The organism is Pseudomonas sp. FG35 (assembly GCF_057809295.1).
Genome location: NZ_JBMDJR010000011.1, coordinates 72756 through 86940 on the forward strand (window position 1 = coordinate 72756; position 14185 = coordinate 86940).

Genomic DNA, 14185 nt, shown 5'->3' on the forward strand with positions numbered 1-14185 from the left:
CTCACGGCTCGCCGCCAGACCTACCGGTATACAACCGGATAATGTCATCAATCTCCCCCGACATTTTCATCCGCAGCAACGTCCTCAATATCCGCTGCACCGGCACATTCGGATCATTGCGCACATAGCAGCCGACCTTCTGCTCCTGCAACACCGCCACCGCCTGCAGTTGCTGCCCGGGGAGCAGGCGCTGGTTGAACCAGTCCAGGGTCCATTGATTGCTCACGGCGTAGCGGTAGCGGCCGGCCAGCAGTTTGTCGAGCACCTGCTCCTGGTTGCGCGCGTCTTCGCGCCAGAGTCGATCGGCGTCGAATATCGGTTGCAGCGTGGGATAGCTGTAGCCAAGCACGGTGCCGATCGACTGGCGGGGCAGGTGGGCCGGATCAGCGCTGGGCGGTTGGTCCTGGCGGCTGATCAGCAGGTCACGCTGGAACAGCAGCGGAATGCTCCAGATGTAATCGCCGGACTGGTTCGGCAGCCACGATTGCGCGGCATAGCAGCGCACGTCGACTTCGCCATGTTCCATGGCGTTCTGCACGCGGGCGCGGGGCAGGACGTGAAATTGCGCCGGTATGCCGACCTGGGTCGCCAGGCTGAGCATCATGTCGTAGAGGATGCCCTGGGTCGGACGGCCGCGTTCGATCTGCACCATCGGCATCGCCCAGCTGTCGGCAACGGCGAAGCGCAGCGGCGGTTGCGACGCCATCGCGCTCAGGCTGATTCCCAGTATTGCCCCCACGGCCCACCGCATAAACGCTCCGGTAATTCCCGATCCCGAACCGATAAAAGCCCCTGCCCATGCAGCTTAGCCAGAATAGACGAGCACACCGGATGCAATTTTGGCCTTGCTCCGCTAGCATTAGCCGCTTCTGCTTCCTTTGCCGCGACGGTTTTCGATGAGTTATCAGGTTCTTGCACGTAAATGGCGTCCGCGCTCGTTCCGCGAAATGGTCGGCCAGACCCATGTGCTCAAGGCTCTGATCAATGCCTTGGACAGCCAGCGCCTGCACCACGCCTACCTCTTCACGGGTACGCGGGGCGTCGGCAAGACCACGATTGCGCGGATCATCGCCAAATGCCTGAACTGTGAAACAGGTATCACTTCCAGCCCGTGTGGCGAGTGTTCGGTGTGCCGCGAGATCGATGAAGGCCGTTTCGTCGACCTGATCGAGATCGACGCCGCGAGCCGGACCAAGGTCGAGGACACCCGCGAGCTGCTCGACAACGTGCAGTACGCCCCGAGCCGCGGGCGCTTCAAGGTCTACCTGATCGACGAAGTGCACATGCTCTCCAGCCATTCCTTCAATGCGCTGCTCAAAACCCTCGAAGAGCCGCCGCCCTACGTCAAGTTCATCCTGGCGACCACCGACCCGCAGAAACTTCCGGCAACGATTTTGTCGCGATGCCTGCAGTTCTCCCTGAAGAACATGACGCCTGAGCGGGTGGTCGAGCATCTCACCCACGTTCTGGGCGCCGAAAACGTCCCGTTCGAAGATGACGCACTGTGGCTGCTCGGCCGCGCGGCGGACGGTTCGATGCGTGACGCCATGAGCCTGACCGACCAGGCCATCGCCTTCGGTGAAGGCAAAGTGTTGGCCGCCGATGTGCGGGCGATGCTCGGTACGCTGGATCACGGTCAGGTCTACGACGTGTTGCACGCGCTGATTGAAGGCGACGCCAAGGCGTTGCTCGAAGCCGTGCGCCATCTGGCCGAACAGGGGCCGGACTGGAACGGCGTGCTCTCGGAAATTCTCAATGTGCTGCACCGCGTCGCCATCGCCCAGGCCTTGCCGGAAGGTGTCGACAACGGCCACGGCGACCGTGACCGGGTGCTGGCACTGGCCCAGGCCTTGCCGGCCGAAGACGTGCAGTTCTATTACCAGATGGGCCTGATCGGTCGCCGCGACTTGCCGCTGGCGCCGGACCCGCGAGGCGGTTTCGAGATGGTGCTGCTGCGGATGCTGGCCTTCCGGCCAGCAGACACGGCGGACGCCCCGAGGCAACCGCTAAAGCCAGTGGGGATCAGCCAGGCCACAGTTGATTCCGCAAACTCAGTGGCTGCCGCGCCGAAACCTGCGCCGGTAGTTGCTGCGGCTGTTGCGCCAGCGCCGGTGGTTGCGCCTGCGCCGGCTCCCGAGCCTGCACCGGTCGCCCCGGTGATTGCGCCGGAACCCGTTCCTGAGCCCGAGCCCGAGCCGGTTGCCGTCGAAGAAGTCGTCGATCTACCGTGGAATGACCCGGTAGAGCCGGCGCCTGTGCAACAGCCAGCGGTAGAACCGGTGCTGGAAACCACCGCCGAACAGCCTGACCTGCCGCCCATGCCGCTGCCGACTCCGGACAGCGTCGTACCGGACGCGCCGGAGTGGGCCGCCGCGCCGATCCCCGAGCCATCAGTGGCCGACGTCGATGCCGCCACACCGGGCATGGACATGGACGACGAGCCGCCGCTCGACGAGGATTACATCGAGCCGGACATGGATTCGGCCTACAGTTACCTCGATGATCTGGCCAGCGAGCACGCCGCAGAACCGGCTCCCGAGCCCGAGCCGGAACCCGCCGCCGCGCCGGCCACAGGTCTGGCCCTGCAATGGCTGGAGCTGTTCCCGCAACTGCCGATTTCCGGCATGACCGGCAGCATCGCCGCCAACTGCACGCTTATTGCGGCCGATGGCGACAACTGGCTGATGCACCTGGACCCGGCCCACAGCGCCTTGTTCAACGCCACCCAGCAGCGTCGTCTGAACGATGCGCTGAACCAGTTCCACGGGCGCACGCTGACCCTGACCATCGAGCTGATCAAGCCCGAGCAGGAAACTCCGGCCCAGGCGGCGTCCCGGCGCCGTGCCAACCGTCAGCGCGAGGCGGAGGAATCGATCCACGGCGATCCGTTCATCCAGCAGATGGTCCAACAGTTCGGTGCGGTCGTGCGACACGATACTATTGAACCTGTCGACGCCCTGGTCAGTCAGGGCTAATAACTGAGGGCGTCCGGCCTGTCTGGCCGGGCGCTGTTTTGATCCAAGTACTTTTGAGGTGATTCCCATGATGAAAGGTGGCATGGCCGGCCTGATGAAGCAGGCGCAGCAGATGCAGGAAAAAATGGCCAAGATGCAGGAAGAACTGGCCAACGCCGAAGTCACTGGCAAAGCCGGTGGCGATCTGGTCACCGTGGTGATGACTGGTCGTCATGACGTGAAAAAAGTCAGCATCGACCCGAGCGTACTGCCGGGCCTGGACGAAGATGACCGCGAAGTGGTCGAGGATCTGGTGGCCGCTGCCGTCAACGCCGCCGTACGTCAGATCGAAGCCAACAGCCAGGCGAAAATGGGCAGCATGACCGCTGGCATGAACCTGCCGACCGGTATGAAACTGCCGTTCTGATTCGCCTTTGCGGGTTGGATGAGCTACAAAAAATGCCAGGCATCGCGCCTGGCATTTTTGTTTCCGGCTGACGAAACATCGAACGCGCAATAGCTGCAACGGTCTGCTCCCTATACCACCGAATTCACCCTTCAAAGGAGACGCTGACATGTCCGACCCTCTGACCCTCAATCAACGCTTCGTGCTGGCCTCGCGGCCGGTGGGCGCGCCGACGCCCGAGAACTTCCGTCTGGAGCGCGAGGCGCTGCCGGACCTTGAAGACGGTCAGGTGTTGCTCAAGACCCTGTACCTGTCGCTCGATCCCTACATGCGCGGGCGCATGAGTGACGCGCCGTCCTACGCGGCGCCGGTACAAATCGGCGAGGTGATGACCGGCGGGGCTGTCAGCCGGGTCGAACAGTCGCGTCATCCGAAATTCCACCCCGGCGATCTGGTGGTTGGTGCCACCGGGTGGCAAAGCCACAGCATCAGCGATGGCCGCAATATCATCCCGATCCCGTCGGGCCTGCCGAGTCCGTCGATGGCCCTCGGCGTGCTGGGCATGCCCGGCATGACCGCGTACATGGGTTTGATGGACATCGGCCAGCCAAAAGAAGGGGAGACCCTGGTGGTCGCCGCCGCTTCCGGCGCAGTGGGCTCGGTGGTCGGCCAGGTGGCGAAGATAAAGGGTCTGCGCGCCGTCGGCGTGGCCGGTGGTGCCGAGAAATGCAAATACGTGGTCGAGGAACTGGGCTTCGACGCCTGTATCGATCACAAGGCGCCGGACTTCGCCGAGCAACTGGCCAAGGCCTGTCCCAATGGCATCGACATCTATTACGAAAACGTCGGTGGCCATGTCTTCGATGCGGTCGTGCCGCTGCTCAATCCCAAGGCGCGGATCCCGCTGTGCGGCCTGATTGCCGGCTACAACGCCTCGGAAGCGCCGAAAGGCCCGGATCGTTTGCCCGCCTTGCAACGCACCTTGCTGACCAAACGCGTACGGATTCAGGGTTTCATCGTGTTCGACGACTACGGCGACCGTCAGCCGGAATTCATCAGCGCGATGGTGCCGTGGGTGCGCGACGGCAAGGTGAAATTCCGCGAGGACGTGGTCGAGGGCCTGGAGCAGGCGCCTGAGGCGTTTATCGGGCTGCTGGAGGGGCGCAACTTCGGCAAACTGGTGGTGAAGGTCGCCCAGGACTGAGGATTTGACGCTGGCCGGAGGCGCGGGTATAAACCGCGTCTCGTTGTTTTGTCGGACTTTTTCCCCATGAGCTTCAGCCCTTTGATTCGCCAACTGATCGATGCCCTGCGAACTTTGCCGGGCGTGGGTCAGAAAACTGCCCAGCGTATGGCGTTGCAGTTGCTCGAACGTGACCGCAGCGGCGGTACGCGCCTGGCCCAGGCCTTGAGCCAGGCCATGGAAGGGGTCGGACACTGCCGCCAGTGCCGCACGTTGACCGAAGACGATCTGTGCCCGCAATGCGCCGACACCCGTCGCGACGACACGCTACTGTGCGTGGTGGAAGGGCCGATGGACGTCTACGCGGTCGAGCAGACCGGATTCCGCGGTCGTTACTTCGTGCTCAAGGGGCACCTGTCGCCGTTGGACGGGCTCGGCCCGGAGGCCATCGGCATTCCGCAATTGATGGCACGGATCGAAGAGGCGGGCACCTTCACCGAAGTCATCCTCGCCACCAACCCGACCGTGGAAGGCGAAGCGACGGCCCACTACATTGCCCAGTTGCTGCAGAACAAAGGCCTGATCGCCTCGCGCATCGCCCACGGCGTGCCGTTGGGCGGCGAACTGGAGCTGGTGGACGGCGGCACGCTGGCTCACTCGTTTGCCGGGCGCAAGCCGATTTCCCTCTGAGCCACACAATTCTGTTGAAAACCAAGCAAGCGCTCGGTTAAGTTCGGCGAACCCTTCCATGGAGTTCGCCGATGCCCGCCTTCCAGGAATACTTCGATCCCAGCCACCAAATGGTCCGCGACAGCGTCGGTCGTTTCGTCGAACGCGAGATCCTGCCGGATATCGACGCGTGGGAAGAAGCCGAAAACTTTCCCCGTGAGCTGTACCTCAAGGCCGGCGCGGCCGGCATCCTCGGCATCGGTTACCCCGAAGCGCTGGGCGGCAGTCACGAAGGTGATCTGTTCGCCAAGATCGCCGCCAGCGAAGAACTGATGCGTTGCGGCTCCGGCGGGCTGGTGGCCGGGCTTGGCTCGCTCGACATCGGTTTGCCGCCGATCGTCAAATGGGCCCGGCCCGAAGTCCGCGACTGCGTCGTCCCCCAAGTGCTCCGCGGCGAGAAGATCAGCGCCTTGGCCGTCACCGAGCCGGGCGGCGGTTCCGACGTCGCCAACCTGCAGACCCGCGCCGTACGCGATGGCGATTATTACCGGGTCAGTGGCAGCAAAACCTTCATCACCAGTGGGGTACGCGCCGACTACTACACGGTCGCGGTACGTACCGGTGCGCCTGGTTTTGGCGGCATCAGCCTGCTGCTGATCGAGAAGAGTACGCCAGGTTTCACTGTCGGACGGCAACTGAAGAAAATGGGCTGGTGGGCGTCAGACACCGCTGAATTGTTCTTCGAAGATTGCCGGGTGCCTGTAGGAAATCTGATTGGCGCGGAGAACATGGGCTTTGCCTGCATCATGGGCAACTTTCAGAGCGAGCGTCTGGCGCTGGCGCTGATGGCCAACATGACCGCACAACTGGCCCTGGAAGAAAGCCTGAAGTGGGCAAAGGAGCGGCAAGCGTTCGGCAAACCCATCGGCAAGTTCCAGGTGATCAAGCATCGCCTCGCGGAAATGGCCACGACGCTGGAAGTCTCGCGGGAGTTCACCTACCGGCAGGCGGCGAAGATGGCGGCGGGGCAGAGCGTGATCAAGGAGATTTCCATGGCCAAGAACTTTGCCACGGACACTTCGGATCGCATCACCAATGAAGCGGTGCAGATTCTCGGTGGGCTGGGTTACGTGCGCGAAAGCCTGGTGGAGCGGCTTTATCGGGATAACCGCATTTTGTCGATTGGCGGCGGGACGCGGGAAGTGATGAACGAGATCATCAGCAAGCAGATGGGACTTTGACTGATCGTCTCCACACGGAGGACTGATCGTTCCCACGCTCTGCGTGGGAATGCCTCAACGGACGCTCCGCGTTCGGCTTTGGAAGGGACGCGGAGCGTCCCGGGCTGCATTCCCACGCAGAGCGTGGGAACGATCAGGCGCGGGGTTTTACTTATCAGTCAACGCAAACTGCGTCAGGCAGAACGTAGGAATCCCCATGTCCTCAAGACGCTGCGAACCACCCAGCTCCGGCAGATCAATGATCGCCGCCGCTTCATGAACGCGGGCGCCCATGCGGCGGATCAGGTTGGCCGCCGCGATCAGCGTGCCGCCGGTGGCGATCAGGTCATCGAACATCACCACCGAATCGCCTTCGCACAGGCTGTCGGCGTGCACTTCGAGGAACGCTTCGCCGTACTCGGTCGCGTAACCTTCGGCCAGCACGTCCGCCGGCAGTTTGCCTTGCTTGCGGAACAGCACCAGCGGCTTGTTCAGTTGATAAGCCAGCACCGAACCGATCAGGAAACCACGCGCATCCATCGCGCCGATGTGGGTGAAGTCGGCTTCAACATAGCGGTGGGCGAAGCTGTCCATCACCAGGCGCAGGGCCTTGGGCGACTGGAACAGCGGGGTGATGTCGCGAAAGATCACGCCCGGTTTCGGGAAGTCGATCACGGGGCGGATCAGGGATTTGATGTCGAAGGAGTCGAAGACCATCGTCGAGGTGTCCTGGCAGGGCTGCAAACGGCGCAGTATACCCGCGGCTGAAACGATACGCTCGGCCGCGGGTCGAGATCAGACTTCGAGCGAGCCGCCGGCCAGGGCACAGAGCTGGATCGGGTCGAGAATATGGATTTCCTTGCCCTCGGCGGCGATCAGTTCGTTCTGTTGGAAGCGGGTGAAGACCCGGGACACGGTTTCCACCGCCAGCCCCAGGTAGTTGCCGATTTCATTGCGCGACATGCTCAGGCGGAACTGGTTGGCCGAGAAGCCGCGAGCGCGGAAACGCGCCGACAGGTTGACCAGGAAGGTGGCGATGCGCTCGTCGGCGGTTTTCTTCGACAGCAGCAACATCATTTGCTGGTCGTCGCGAATTTCGCGGCTCATCACACGCATCAACTGACGGCGCAGCTGCGGCAATTGCAGGGCCAGTTCGTCGAGGCGTTCGAACGGAATCTCGCAGACCGAAGTGGTTTCCAGCGCCTGGGCGGAGACCGGGTGTTTCTCGGTGTCCATGCCGGACAGCCCGACCAGTTCGCTCGGCAGGTGGAAGCCGGTCAGTTGCTCTTCGCCGGTGTCGCTCAGGCTGAAGGTCTTCAGGGCGCCGGAGCGTACTGCATAAACGGAATCGAAGGTGTCGCCCTGGCGAAACAGGAACTCACCCTTTTTCAGCGGGCGGCCACGTTTAACGATTTCGTCCAGCGCTTCCATGTCTTCCAGATTCAGCGAAAGTGGCAGGCAGAGAGGGGCCAGGCTGCAATCCTTGCAATTAGCCTGGTTGTGAGCGCGCAGTTTAACTGGCTCGGACATTTCTTGGATCCTTGTGGGAAAACACACATAAGGCGTAAGGGTAACCCAGCGGAGGACATTCAGGCCAGCTTGGGGCGAGATTGCCCCCTCGGCATAAAGCCGCAGGGATGACGGCCGATAAACAGGTATCTGACGGCATGCAAGGAACCGCTTCGATGACTGCTATTGGTACGCTGACCCCCGGTAACAGTGGCGTTGCGTCGTTGCTGGAAAGTGCTGAAACCTCCGTTGCCGATGAGTCCGGCACAGACGCGTCGTCTTTGGGAAGCCCGACCTTGGTCGAGGGCGTCAAAGTGTCGCTGTCCGGTGCCGCCATTGCAAAATCCGCCGGTGCCGGCGGGAAAAACCGCGATATCGAAGAAAGTGGCCTGCCGGAGAACGTCCAGCAATTGCTGAAGATGATTCGCAAGTTTCGCCAGCAGATCGCCGAAAAGAACGCCCAGATCAACGCGCTGATGGCCAACAAGACCCTTTCCAACGAAGAGCGGTTCGCCAAGGTCGCTGCCCTCAAAAGCGCCATCTCCGCCCTCAACAACGGTCTGATTACTGCCAATCTGTCCCTGGCCAAGGTCATCGACCAATCGAGCCTGACCGCTGACCAGAACCTGAAAACCAACTCGCTGCTGATGAAGAGCTAGATCACCCGCGAAAAACGCTGGCGGTTCTGCTGCTCCAGATAAGCGTCGAACACCATGCACACCGAACGTACCAGCAGGCGCCCGGCCGGTAGCACGGTGATGCGCTCGCGATCCAGTTCGATCAACCCGTCCTGCGCCATGCCCTGCAATTGCGGCCAGAGCGCGCCGAAGTAGCCCTGAAAATCGATGTTGAAACTGCGCTCGATCTCGGCGAAATCCAGGCTGAAGTTGCAGATCAGTTGCTGAATTACCGCGCGGCGCAGTCGATCGTCAGCGTTGCACACCAGGCCCCGGCTGGTGGCCAGTTGCGCGCCGGCGAGGGTGTTCTGGTAGTGATTGAGGTCGCTGCTGTTCTGGCAGTACAGGTCGCCGATCTGGCTGATGGCCGACACGCCCAGGCCGATCAAGTCGCAATGGCCGTGGGTGGTGTAGCCCTGGAAATTGCGTTGCAGGGTCGACTCTTCCTGAGCAATCGCCAGTTCGTCGTCGGGCAGGGCGAAGTGGTCCATGCCGATGTAGCGATAGCCGGCGACGGTCAGTTGTTCGATGGTGCGCTGGAGCATTTCCAGTTTCTGCGCCGGGCTCGGCAGTTCGTTGCCGTTGATCCGCCGCTGCGGCATGAAGCGTTCCGGCAGGTGCGCGTAGTTGAACACCGAGAGCCGGTCCGGTTGCAGGCTGATGACTTCCTCGACGGTGCGGGCGAAGTTGTCCGGGGTCTGTTTGGGCAGGCCGTAAATCAGGTCGATGTTGATCGAGCGAAATTGCAGGGTCCGCGCCGCGTCGATCACCGCGCGGGTTTCTTCCAGGCTTTGCAGGCGATTGACCGCCCGCTGCACCGCCGGGTCGAGATCCTGCAGGCCGATGCTGACCCGGTTGAAACCAAGTTCGCGCAGCAGGCCCATGGTCGACCAGTCGGCTTCGCGCGGGTCGATTTCGATGCCGTAGTCGCCAGAATCATCGTCCAGCAGATTGAAGTGCTTGCGCAGGTGCGCCATCAACTGCCGCAATTCATCGTGGCTGAGAAAGGTCGGCGTGCCGCCGCCGAAGTGCAGTTGCTCGACTTTCTGCGCCGGGTCGAGGTGGCAGGCGATCAATTGGATTTCCTGCTCGAGCCGTTGCAGATAAGGCAACGCGCGGCCGCGATCCTTGGTGATGACCTTGTTGCAGGCGCAGTAGTAGCAAATGTTCGCGCAGAACGGCACGTGCACGTACAGCGACAGCGTGCGCAGGGCCTTGCGGCTGTCGCGCAGGGCGTGAAACAGGTCGAAGGTGCCGACCTGACTGTGAAATTGCACGGCCGTCGGGTACGAGGTGTAGCGCGGCCCCGCCAGGTCGTAGCGGCGGATCAAATCGGTGTCCCAACGAATGGCGTCGAGCATGCGGGCATTCCCCCGGATAGGCTGGCAGTGTGCCGAGTCTAGGGGAGGGCGCGAAAAGGCATCTTGATTTGCATCAACGGGATCAGTGGCCCATCAGCCAGTGCTGGTGCGGCCCCGGCAGGGTCCAGATGCCGAACAGGATCACCAGCAAGCCACCGGCCATGCGCACGCTGCGTTTGCGCAACAGTGTCGTTACACGTTCGGCCGCGAGGCCGGTCGCCAGTAATACCGGCCAGGTGCCGAGGCCGAAGGCCAGCATCAGTAAGGCGCTGTCGAGTGCATTGCCCTGGCTGGCCGACCACAACAACGTGCTGTAAACCAGCCCGCACGGCAGCCAGCCCCACAGCGCGCCAAGCAGCAGGGCGCGGGGCAGGCTCGACACCGGCAGCAGACGATTGGCGACAGGTTGAATGTAACGCCACAGTCCGCGACCGAGGCTTTCGATGCGGGTCAGGCCGCTCCACCAGCCCGCCAGATACAGGCCCATGGCGATCAGCAGCAACCCGGCCAGAACCCGCATGAACAATGCGGCAGGGCTGTTGGCTACGGCCCATCCAGCAAGACCGATCAGCAGACCGGCCGTGGCATAGCTGAGAATTCGCCCGAGGTTATAAGCCAGCAGCAATCGAAAGCGTCGGCTGCGTTGTTCCTTGGGAATCGCCAGAGTCAGCGCGCCCATCAGACCGCCGCACATGCCCAGGCAATGCCCGCCGCCGAGCAGGCCGAGAATCAACGCAGACACCAGCAGTGGCGCCAGTTCAAGCATGGGGTGGCGCCTTGTCGTCCGGTTTGGCCGGGTTGGCTTCGTCCACAGCGGCGGTGTGGTTCGGGTCCTGGTCGTCGAACAGGATGCTGTGGGCCGGGCCGTCGAGGTCGTCGTACTGGCCGCTGTCCACCGCCCAGAAGAAGATGTAGACGGCGATGGCCACGATCAGCAGCGCGGCCGGAATCATCACGTAGAGAGCTGGCATCTGTACTCCATGCCCGCGCGGCTCAGGCCGGCAGCGGGCGGGTTTCTGAAGTGGCGCTGACGGCTGGCGCGCTCGGCAGGCGAGTCAGGCGCAGGGCGTTGAGCACCACGGTCAGCGAACTGATCGACATGCCGACGGCGGCCCACACCGGAGTGATCCAGCCGAGGGCGGCGAACGGCAACATGAGGCCATTGTACAGCGCGGCCCACAACAGGTTCTCGATGATCACCCGACGGGTGCGGCGGGCCAGCGTGAAGGCTTGAACCAGAGCGTCGAGCCGGTTGGACAGCAGCACCGCGTCGGCACTGGTTTTCGCCAGATCAGTGGCCGAGCCCATGGCCACGCTGATGTCCGCAGCGGCCAGTACCGGCACATCGTTGACCCCGTCGCCGAGCATCAACACCTTGCGGCCGTTCCTGTGCAGTTGTTGCAGCACTTGCAACTTGTCGTCCGGACGCAAGCCGCCACGGGCCTCGTCGATGCCCAGTTCGGCGGCGACACTGGCGACCATTGGCGAACTGTCGCCCGACAGCAGCAGCGTGCGCCAGCCGCGCGCCTTGCACGCCGCGAGCAGGGCCGGGGCGTCGTCGCGCAGACGGTCGTCGAGGGCGAACCAGGCCAGCGGCCCCTGACGGTTACCGAGCAGCAGCCATTGACCCGGCTCGTTCGGCATCGATGGCACCGGCGCGTCGCTGAGATCACAGACAAAATCCGCCTGACCGATGCGCAAGCGCTGTTCGCCGACCAAGCCTTCAAGCCCCAGGCCGGGCGTGCTGTGGACGTCTTCGGCAGCCAGCGGCGCGCGGCCGAAGGCGCGGGCAATCGGGTGTTCGGAACGGTTTTCCAGGGCGGCGGCGAGGCTCAGGCATTGATCGCTGTCGAGGGCGCCGAGCGGGCGGATCGAGCGCAATACCAGACGCCCCTCGGTGAGGGTGCCGGTCTTGTCGAAAATCACCGTGTCGATCTGGTTCAGGCCTTCCAGCACATGGCCGCGGGTCAGCAGCAGGCCGAGTTTGTGCAGGGTGCCGGTGGCGGCGGTGAGGGCGGTCGGTGTCGCCAGCGACAGCGCGCACGGGCAGGTCGCCACCAGCATGGCGAGGACGATCCAGAAGGCCCGTGACGAATCCAGTTCCCACCACAGTAAGCCGATGGCGGCCGCCGCGATCAACGACAGCAACAGGAACCATTGCGCGGCGCGGTCGGCGATTTCCGCCAGCCGTGGTTTTTCTGCCTGGGCGCGATCCAGCAGGCGGACGATCGCCGAGAGTCGCGTGTCCTGGCCGAGCGCCTGCACCTCGACGGTCAGCGCGCCTTCCACGTTCAGCGTGCCGGCGGTGACGGCATCGCCCTTGGTGCGCGGTTGCGGCAGGTATTCGCCGGTCAGCACCGATTCGTCGATGCTCGACTGGCCATCGAGAATCCTGCCGTCCGCCGGCAGCACCGAGCCGGGTTGCACAAGCACGCGATCACCGAGACGCAGTTCGCTGAGCAGGATGCGTTCGCTCTGGCCGGTATCGTCGAGGCGCAGGCACGAGGCGGGCAGCAGATTGACCAGTTGCGCGGTGGCGGCAGCGGTGCGCTCGCGGGCGCGGCGTTCGAGGTAGCGGCCGGCGAGCAGGAACAGCGCGAACATGCCCACCGCATCGAAATACAGCTCGCCAACCCCGGTAATAGAGGTCCAGATTCCGGCGACATACGCTGCGCCGATCGCCAGCGACACCGAGACATCCATGGTCAGATGACGGGTGCGCAAGTCGCGCATGGCCCCTTTGAAAAACGGCGCGCAGCTGTAGAACACAATCGGCGTGGTGAGGAACAGCGCGACCCAGCGCAGGATGGTGTGCAACTCCGGGCTGAGGTCGATGTTGAATTCCGGCCAGGTCGCCATGGTCGCCATCATCGCCTGAAACCACAGCAGCCCGGCGACCCCGAGTTGGCGCAGGGCGAGACGGTTTTCGCTGGCCAGTTGTTCGCTCGCGCGGTCGGCCTGATACGGGTGCGCAGCGTAGCCGATGTGGCGCAGTTCGCCGAGGATCTGGCTCAGTGGCAGCTGAGCGTCAGCCCAGCGCACATGCAGGCGATGATTGGACAGGTTCAGCCGCGCCTCGGCCACGGCGGGCAGGGTGCGCAGGTGTTTCTCGATCAGCCAGCCGCAGGCGGCGCAACTGATGCCTTCCATCAGCAACGTGGTTTCGGCCAGTTCACCTTCGTGGCGCACAAACGGTTGCTGCACATCGGCGCGGTCGTACAGCTCAAGCTCATCGACCAGTTGCACCGGCAGCGCTTCGGGGTTGGCCGAGGCTTCGCTGCGATGCTGGTAATAGCTTTCCAGACCACCGGCGACGATGGCTTCGGCCACAGCCTGACAGCCGGGGCAGCAGAACTCGCGGGACTCCCCGAGCACGACGGCGGTGAAGCGGCTGCCGGACGGGACGGGCAGGGCGCAGTGGTAGCAGGGGATCGGGGTGGTCATGGCATTGTCGAGGGGATAAACCCTTGGAATCGAGTGGTCCGCTTGCCCTCACCCCAGCCCTCTCCCAGAGGGAGAGGGGGCCGATTGATGTGAGCCGGAAAAGTGGGTTCAGTCAGCGACATCGTCACTGGCATACATGGCGCGTGCAAGCGTCCGAGATCAGTTCCCTCTCCAGGGGGAGAGGGCCAGGGTGAGGGGGCACTTGCAGGCTGCTTACTTCTTCAAATCCTCGGCGCCCTGCAGCGGTTCATCACCCAGCAACAAATCCTTCTCATGGCTGACCAGTTCTTCCTCGAACATCCGCCACACGTGATCATCCTGAGTGCCCAGCAACTCCACAAAACGCCGGCCTTCGATCTTGTCGCTCAACTGGCCGATGTAGCGGCCGGTTTCAGTCTCGCTGCGGGCCAGGACGATCTTGCGATCCTTCTCCGGCTGGGTCGGCGAGATCAGGTTCAGTTCCAGGGTCTTAGGCTGGCTGTCGCCGCTCAGACGCAGGTCGACCTCGCCAGTGACGTCATCCAGATGCACGGCCGCGCGCATCTTCAGGGTCTGGGCCAGCAGCTCGCGATCCAGCGAACGGTTGATGCCTTTGCCGGCCTCGTAGTAGTTGTCGTTGACCAGGTTGTCCGGGTTGTTCACCGCGATGGTCACCATGGACAGCGTCAGGGTCACCGAACAGGCCAGAATCGCGATGATGATCCATGGCCAAAGGTGCTTGTACCAGGGACTTGCGGCGTTTGCTGCGGGCATGTTCAGTTC

The 14185-nt window shown here is 63.2% G+C and carries 14 protein-coding genes; 6 read left to right on the forward strand and 8 right to left on the reverse strand.

What is annotated here, in order from left to right; all coding sequences use genetic code 11:
* Window position 1: 1 nt before the first annotated feature.
* Window positions 2-751, reverse strand: coding sequence for a substrate-binding periplasmic protein (locus ACODTD_RS21440; protein WP_285354664.1), 750 nt, complete (start codon window positions 749-751; stop codon window positions 2-4).
* Between the two features lie 145 nt (window positions 752-896).
* Here ACODTD_RS21440 and dnaX point away from each other — a divergent pair, with 145 nt between their 5' ends.
* The 5 genes from dnaX (at window position 897) to ACODTD_RS21465 (ending at window position 6453) form a co-directional block, all read left to right on the forward strand.
* Window positions 897-2975: a DNA polymerase III subunit gamma/tau gene (gene dnaX, locus ACODTD_RS21445; RefSeq protein ID WP_221615618.1), complete on the forward strand. Its 2079-nt coding sequence runs from the start codon at window positions 897-899 to the stop codon at window positions 2973-2975.
* Between the two features lie 67 nt (window positions 2976-3042).
* Window positions 3043-3381, forward strand: a complete 339-nt coding sequence (locus ACODTD_RS21450) for a YbaB/EbfC family nucleoid-associated protein (RefSeq protein WP_285354665.1) — start codon at window positions 3043-3045, stop codon at window positions 3379-3381.
* Window positions 3382-3529: 148 nt separating this feature from the next.
* Window positions 3530-4564: an NADP-dependent oxidoreductase gene (locus ACODTD_RS21455; protein ID WP_085667904.1), complete on the forward strand. Its 1035-nt coding sequence runs from the start codon at window positions 3530-3532 to the stop codon at window positions 4562-4564.
* Between the two features lie 66 nt (window positions 4565-4630).
* On the forward strand, window positions 4631-5233 hold the full coding sequence (gene recR / locus ACODTD_RS21460; protein WP_007951652.1) for a recombination mediator RecR: 603 nt from the start codon (window positions 4631-4633) through the stop codon (window positions 5231-5233).
* 71 nt (window positions 5234-5304) lie between these two features.
* Window positions 5305-6453 (forward strand): acyl-CoA dehydrogenase family protein, encoded by a 1149-nt coding sequence (locus ACODTD_RS21465; RefSeq protein ID WP_285354666.1) that lies wholly within the window; start codon window positions 5305-5307, stop codon window positions 6451-6453.
* Window positions 6454-6600: 147 nt separating this feature from the next.
* On the opposite strand, the gene ACODTD_RS21470 is transcribed toward ACODTD_RS21465, so the two are convergent.
* Together ACODTD_RS21470 and fnr are read right to left on the reverse strand one after the other, a co-directional pair.
* Entirely contained in the window at window positions 6601-7149 is a 549-nt protein-coding gene (locus ACODTD_RS21470; RefSeq protein WP_003223345.1) for an adenine phosphoribosyltransferase, read from the reverse strand.
* A 78-nt stretch (window positions 7150-7227) separates the two neighbouring features.
* Window positions 7228-7962: a fumarate/nitrate reduction transcriptional regulator Fnr gene (gene fnr / locus ACODTD_RS21475; protein WP_039770035.1), complete on the reverse strand. Its 735-nt coding sequence runs from the start codon at window positions 7960-7962 to the stop codon at window positions 7228-7230.
* Window positions 7963-8117: 155 nt separating this feature from the next.
* On the opposite strand from fnr, the gene ACODTD_RS21480 reads away from it, so the two are divergent.
* On the forward strand, window positions 8118-8600 hold the full coding sequence (locus ACODTD_RS21480) for a hypothetical protein (RefSeq protein WP_221615621.1): 483 nt from the start codon (window positions 8118-8120) through the stop codon (window positions 8598-8600).
* On the opposite strand, the gene hemN is transcribed toward ACODTD_RS21480, so the two are convergent.
* The 5 genes from hemN to ACODTD_RS21505 all read right to left on the reverse strand — a co-directional run bounded on the left by hemN (window position 8597) and on the right by ACODTD_RS21505 (window position 14176).
* Window positions 8597-9979 (reverse strand): oxygen-independent coproporphyrinogen III oxidase, encoded by a 1383-nt coding sequence (gene hemN / locus ACODTD_RS21485; protein WP_489105172.1) that lies wholly within the window; start codon window positions 9977-9979, stop codon window positions 8597-8599. The genes ACODTD_RS21480 and hemN overlap by 4 nt on opposite strands.
* Window positions 9980-10061: 82 nt before the next feature.
* Window positions 10062-10745, reverse strand: coding sequence for a sulfite exporter TauE/SafE family protein (locus ACODTD_RS21490; protein WP_011333281.1), 684 nt, complete (start codon window positions 10743-10745; stop codon window positions 10062-10064).
* Window positions 10738-10950: a cbb3-type cytochrome oxidase assembly protein CcoS gene (gene ccoS / locus ACODTD_RS21495; RefSeq protein ID WP_007951659.1), complete on the reverse strand. Its 213-nt coding sequence runs from the start codon at window positions 10948-10950 to the stop codon at window positions 10738-10740. Before ccoS ends, ACODTD_RS21490 begins: the two co-directional genes overlap by 8 nt.
* Window positions 10951-10972: 22 nt before the next feature.
* Complete coding sequence (locus ACODTD_RS21500; protein WP_285354667.1) at window positions 10973-13423, reverse strand: heavy metal translocating P-type ATPase; 2451 nt, start codon at window positions 13421-13423, stop codon at window positions 10973-10975.
* A gap of 213 nt (window positions 13424-13636) precedes the next feature.
* The gene (locus tag ACODTD_RS21505) at window positions 13637-14176 is read right to left on the reverse strand and encodes a FixH family protein (protein ID WP_285354668.1); all 540 of its coding nucleotides are present in this window, start codon (window positions 14174-14176) and stop codon (window positions 13637-13639) included.
* Window positions 14177-14185: the final 9 nt, after the last annotated feature.

Excerpts from the sequence above, each read along its gene's own strand:
- ACODTD_RS21440 (WP_285354664.1), bottom strand. The coding sequence starts at position 751 with ATGCGGTGGGCCGTGGGGGCAATACTGGGAATCAGCCTGAGCGCGATG.
- dnaX (WP_221615618.1), top strand. The coding sequence starts at position 897 with ATGAGTTATCAGGTTCTTGCACGTAAATGGCGTCCGCGCTCGTTCCGC.
- ACODTD_RS21450 (WP_285354665.1), top strand. The coding sequence starts at position 3,043 with ATGATGAAAGGTGGCATGGCCGGCCTGATGAAGCAGGCGCAGCAGATG.
- ACODTD_RS21455 (WP_085667904.1), top strand. The coding sequence starts at position 3,530 with ATGTCCGACCCTCTGACCCTCAATCAACGCTTCGTGCTGGCCTCGCGG.
- recR (WP_007951652.1), top strand. The coding sequence starts at position 4,631 with ATGAGCTTCAGCCCTTTGATTCGCCAACTGATCGATGCCCTGCGAACT.
- ACODTD_RS21465 (WP_285354666.1), top strand. The coding sequence starts at position 5,305 with ATGCCCGCCTTCCAGGAATACTTCGATCCCAGCCACCAAATGGTCCGC.
- ACODTD_RS21470 (WP_003223345.1), bottom strand. The coding sequence starts at position 7,149 with ATGGTCTTCGACTCCTTCGACATCAAATCCCTGATCCGCCCCGTGATC.
- fnr (WP_039770035.1), bottom strand. The coding sequence starts at position 7,962 with ATGTCCGAGCCAGTTAAACTGCGCGCTCACAACCAGGCTAATTGCAAG.
- ACODTD_RS21480 (WP_221615621.1), top strand. The coding sequence starts at position 8,118 with ATGACTGCTATTGGTACGCTGACCCCCGGTAACAGTGGCGTTGCGTCG.
- hemN (WP_489105172.1), bottom strand. The coding sequence starts at position 9,979 with ATGCTCGACGCCATTCGTTGGGACACCGATTTGATCCGCCGCTACGAC.
- ACODTD_RS21490 (WP_011333281.1), bottom strand. The coding sequence starts at position 10,745 with ATGCTTGAACTGGCGCCACTGCTGGTGTCTGCGTTGATTCTCGGCCTG.
- ccoS (WP_007951659.1), bottom strand. The coding sequence starts at position 10,950 with ATGCCAGCTCTCTACGTGATGATTCCGGCCGCGCTGCTGATCGTGGCC.
- ACODTD_RS21500 (WP_285354667.1), bottom strand. The coding sequence starts at position 13,423 with ATGACCACCCCGATCCCCTGCTACCACTGCGCCCTGCCCGTCCCGTCC.
- ACODTD_RS21505 (WP_285354668.1), bottom strand. The coding sequence starts at position 14,176 with ATGCCCGCAGCAAACGCCGCAAGTCCCTGGTACAAGCACCTTTGGCCA.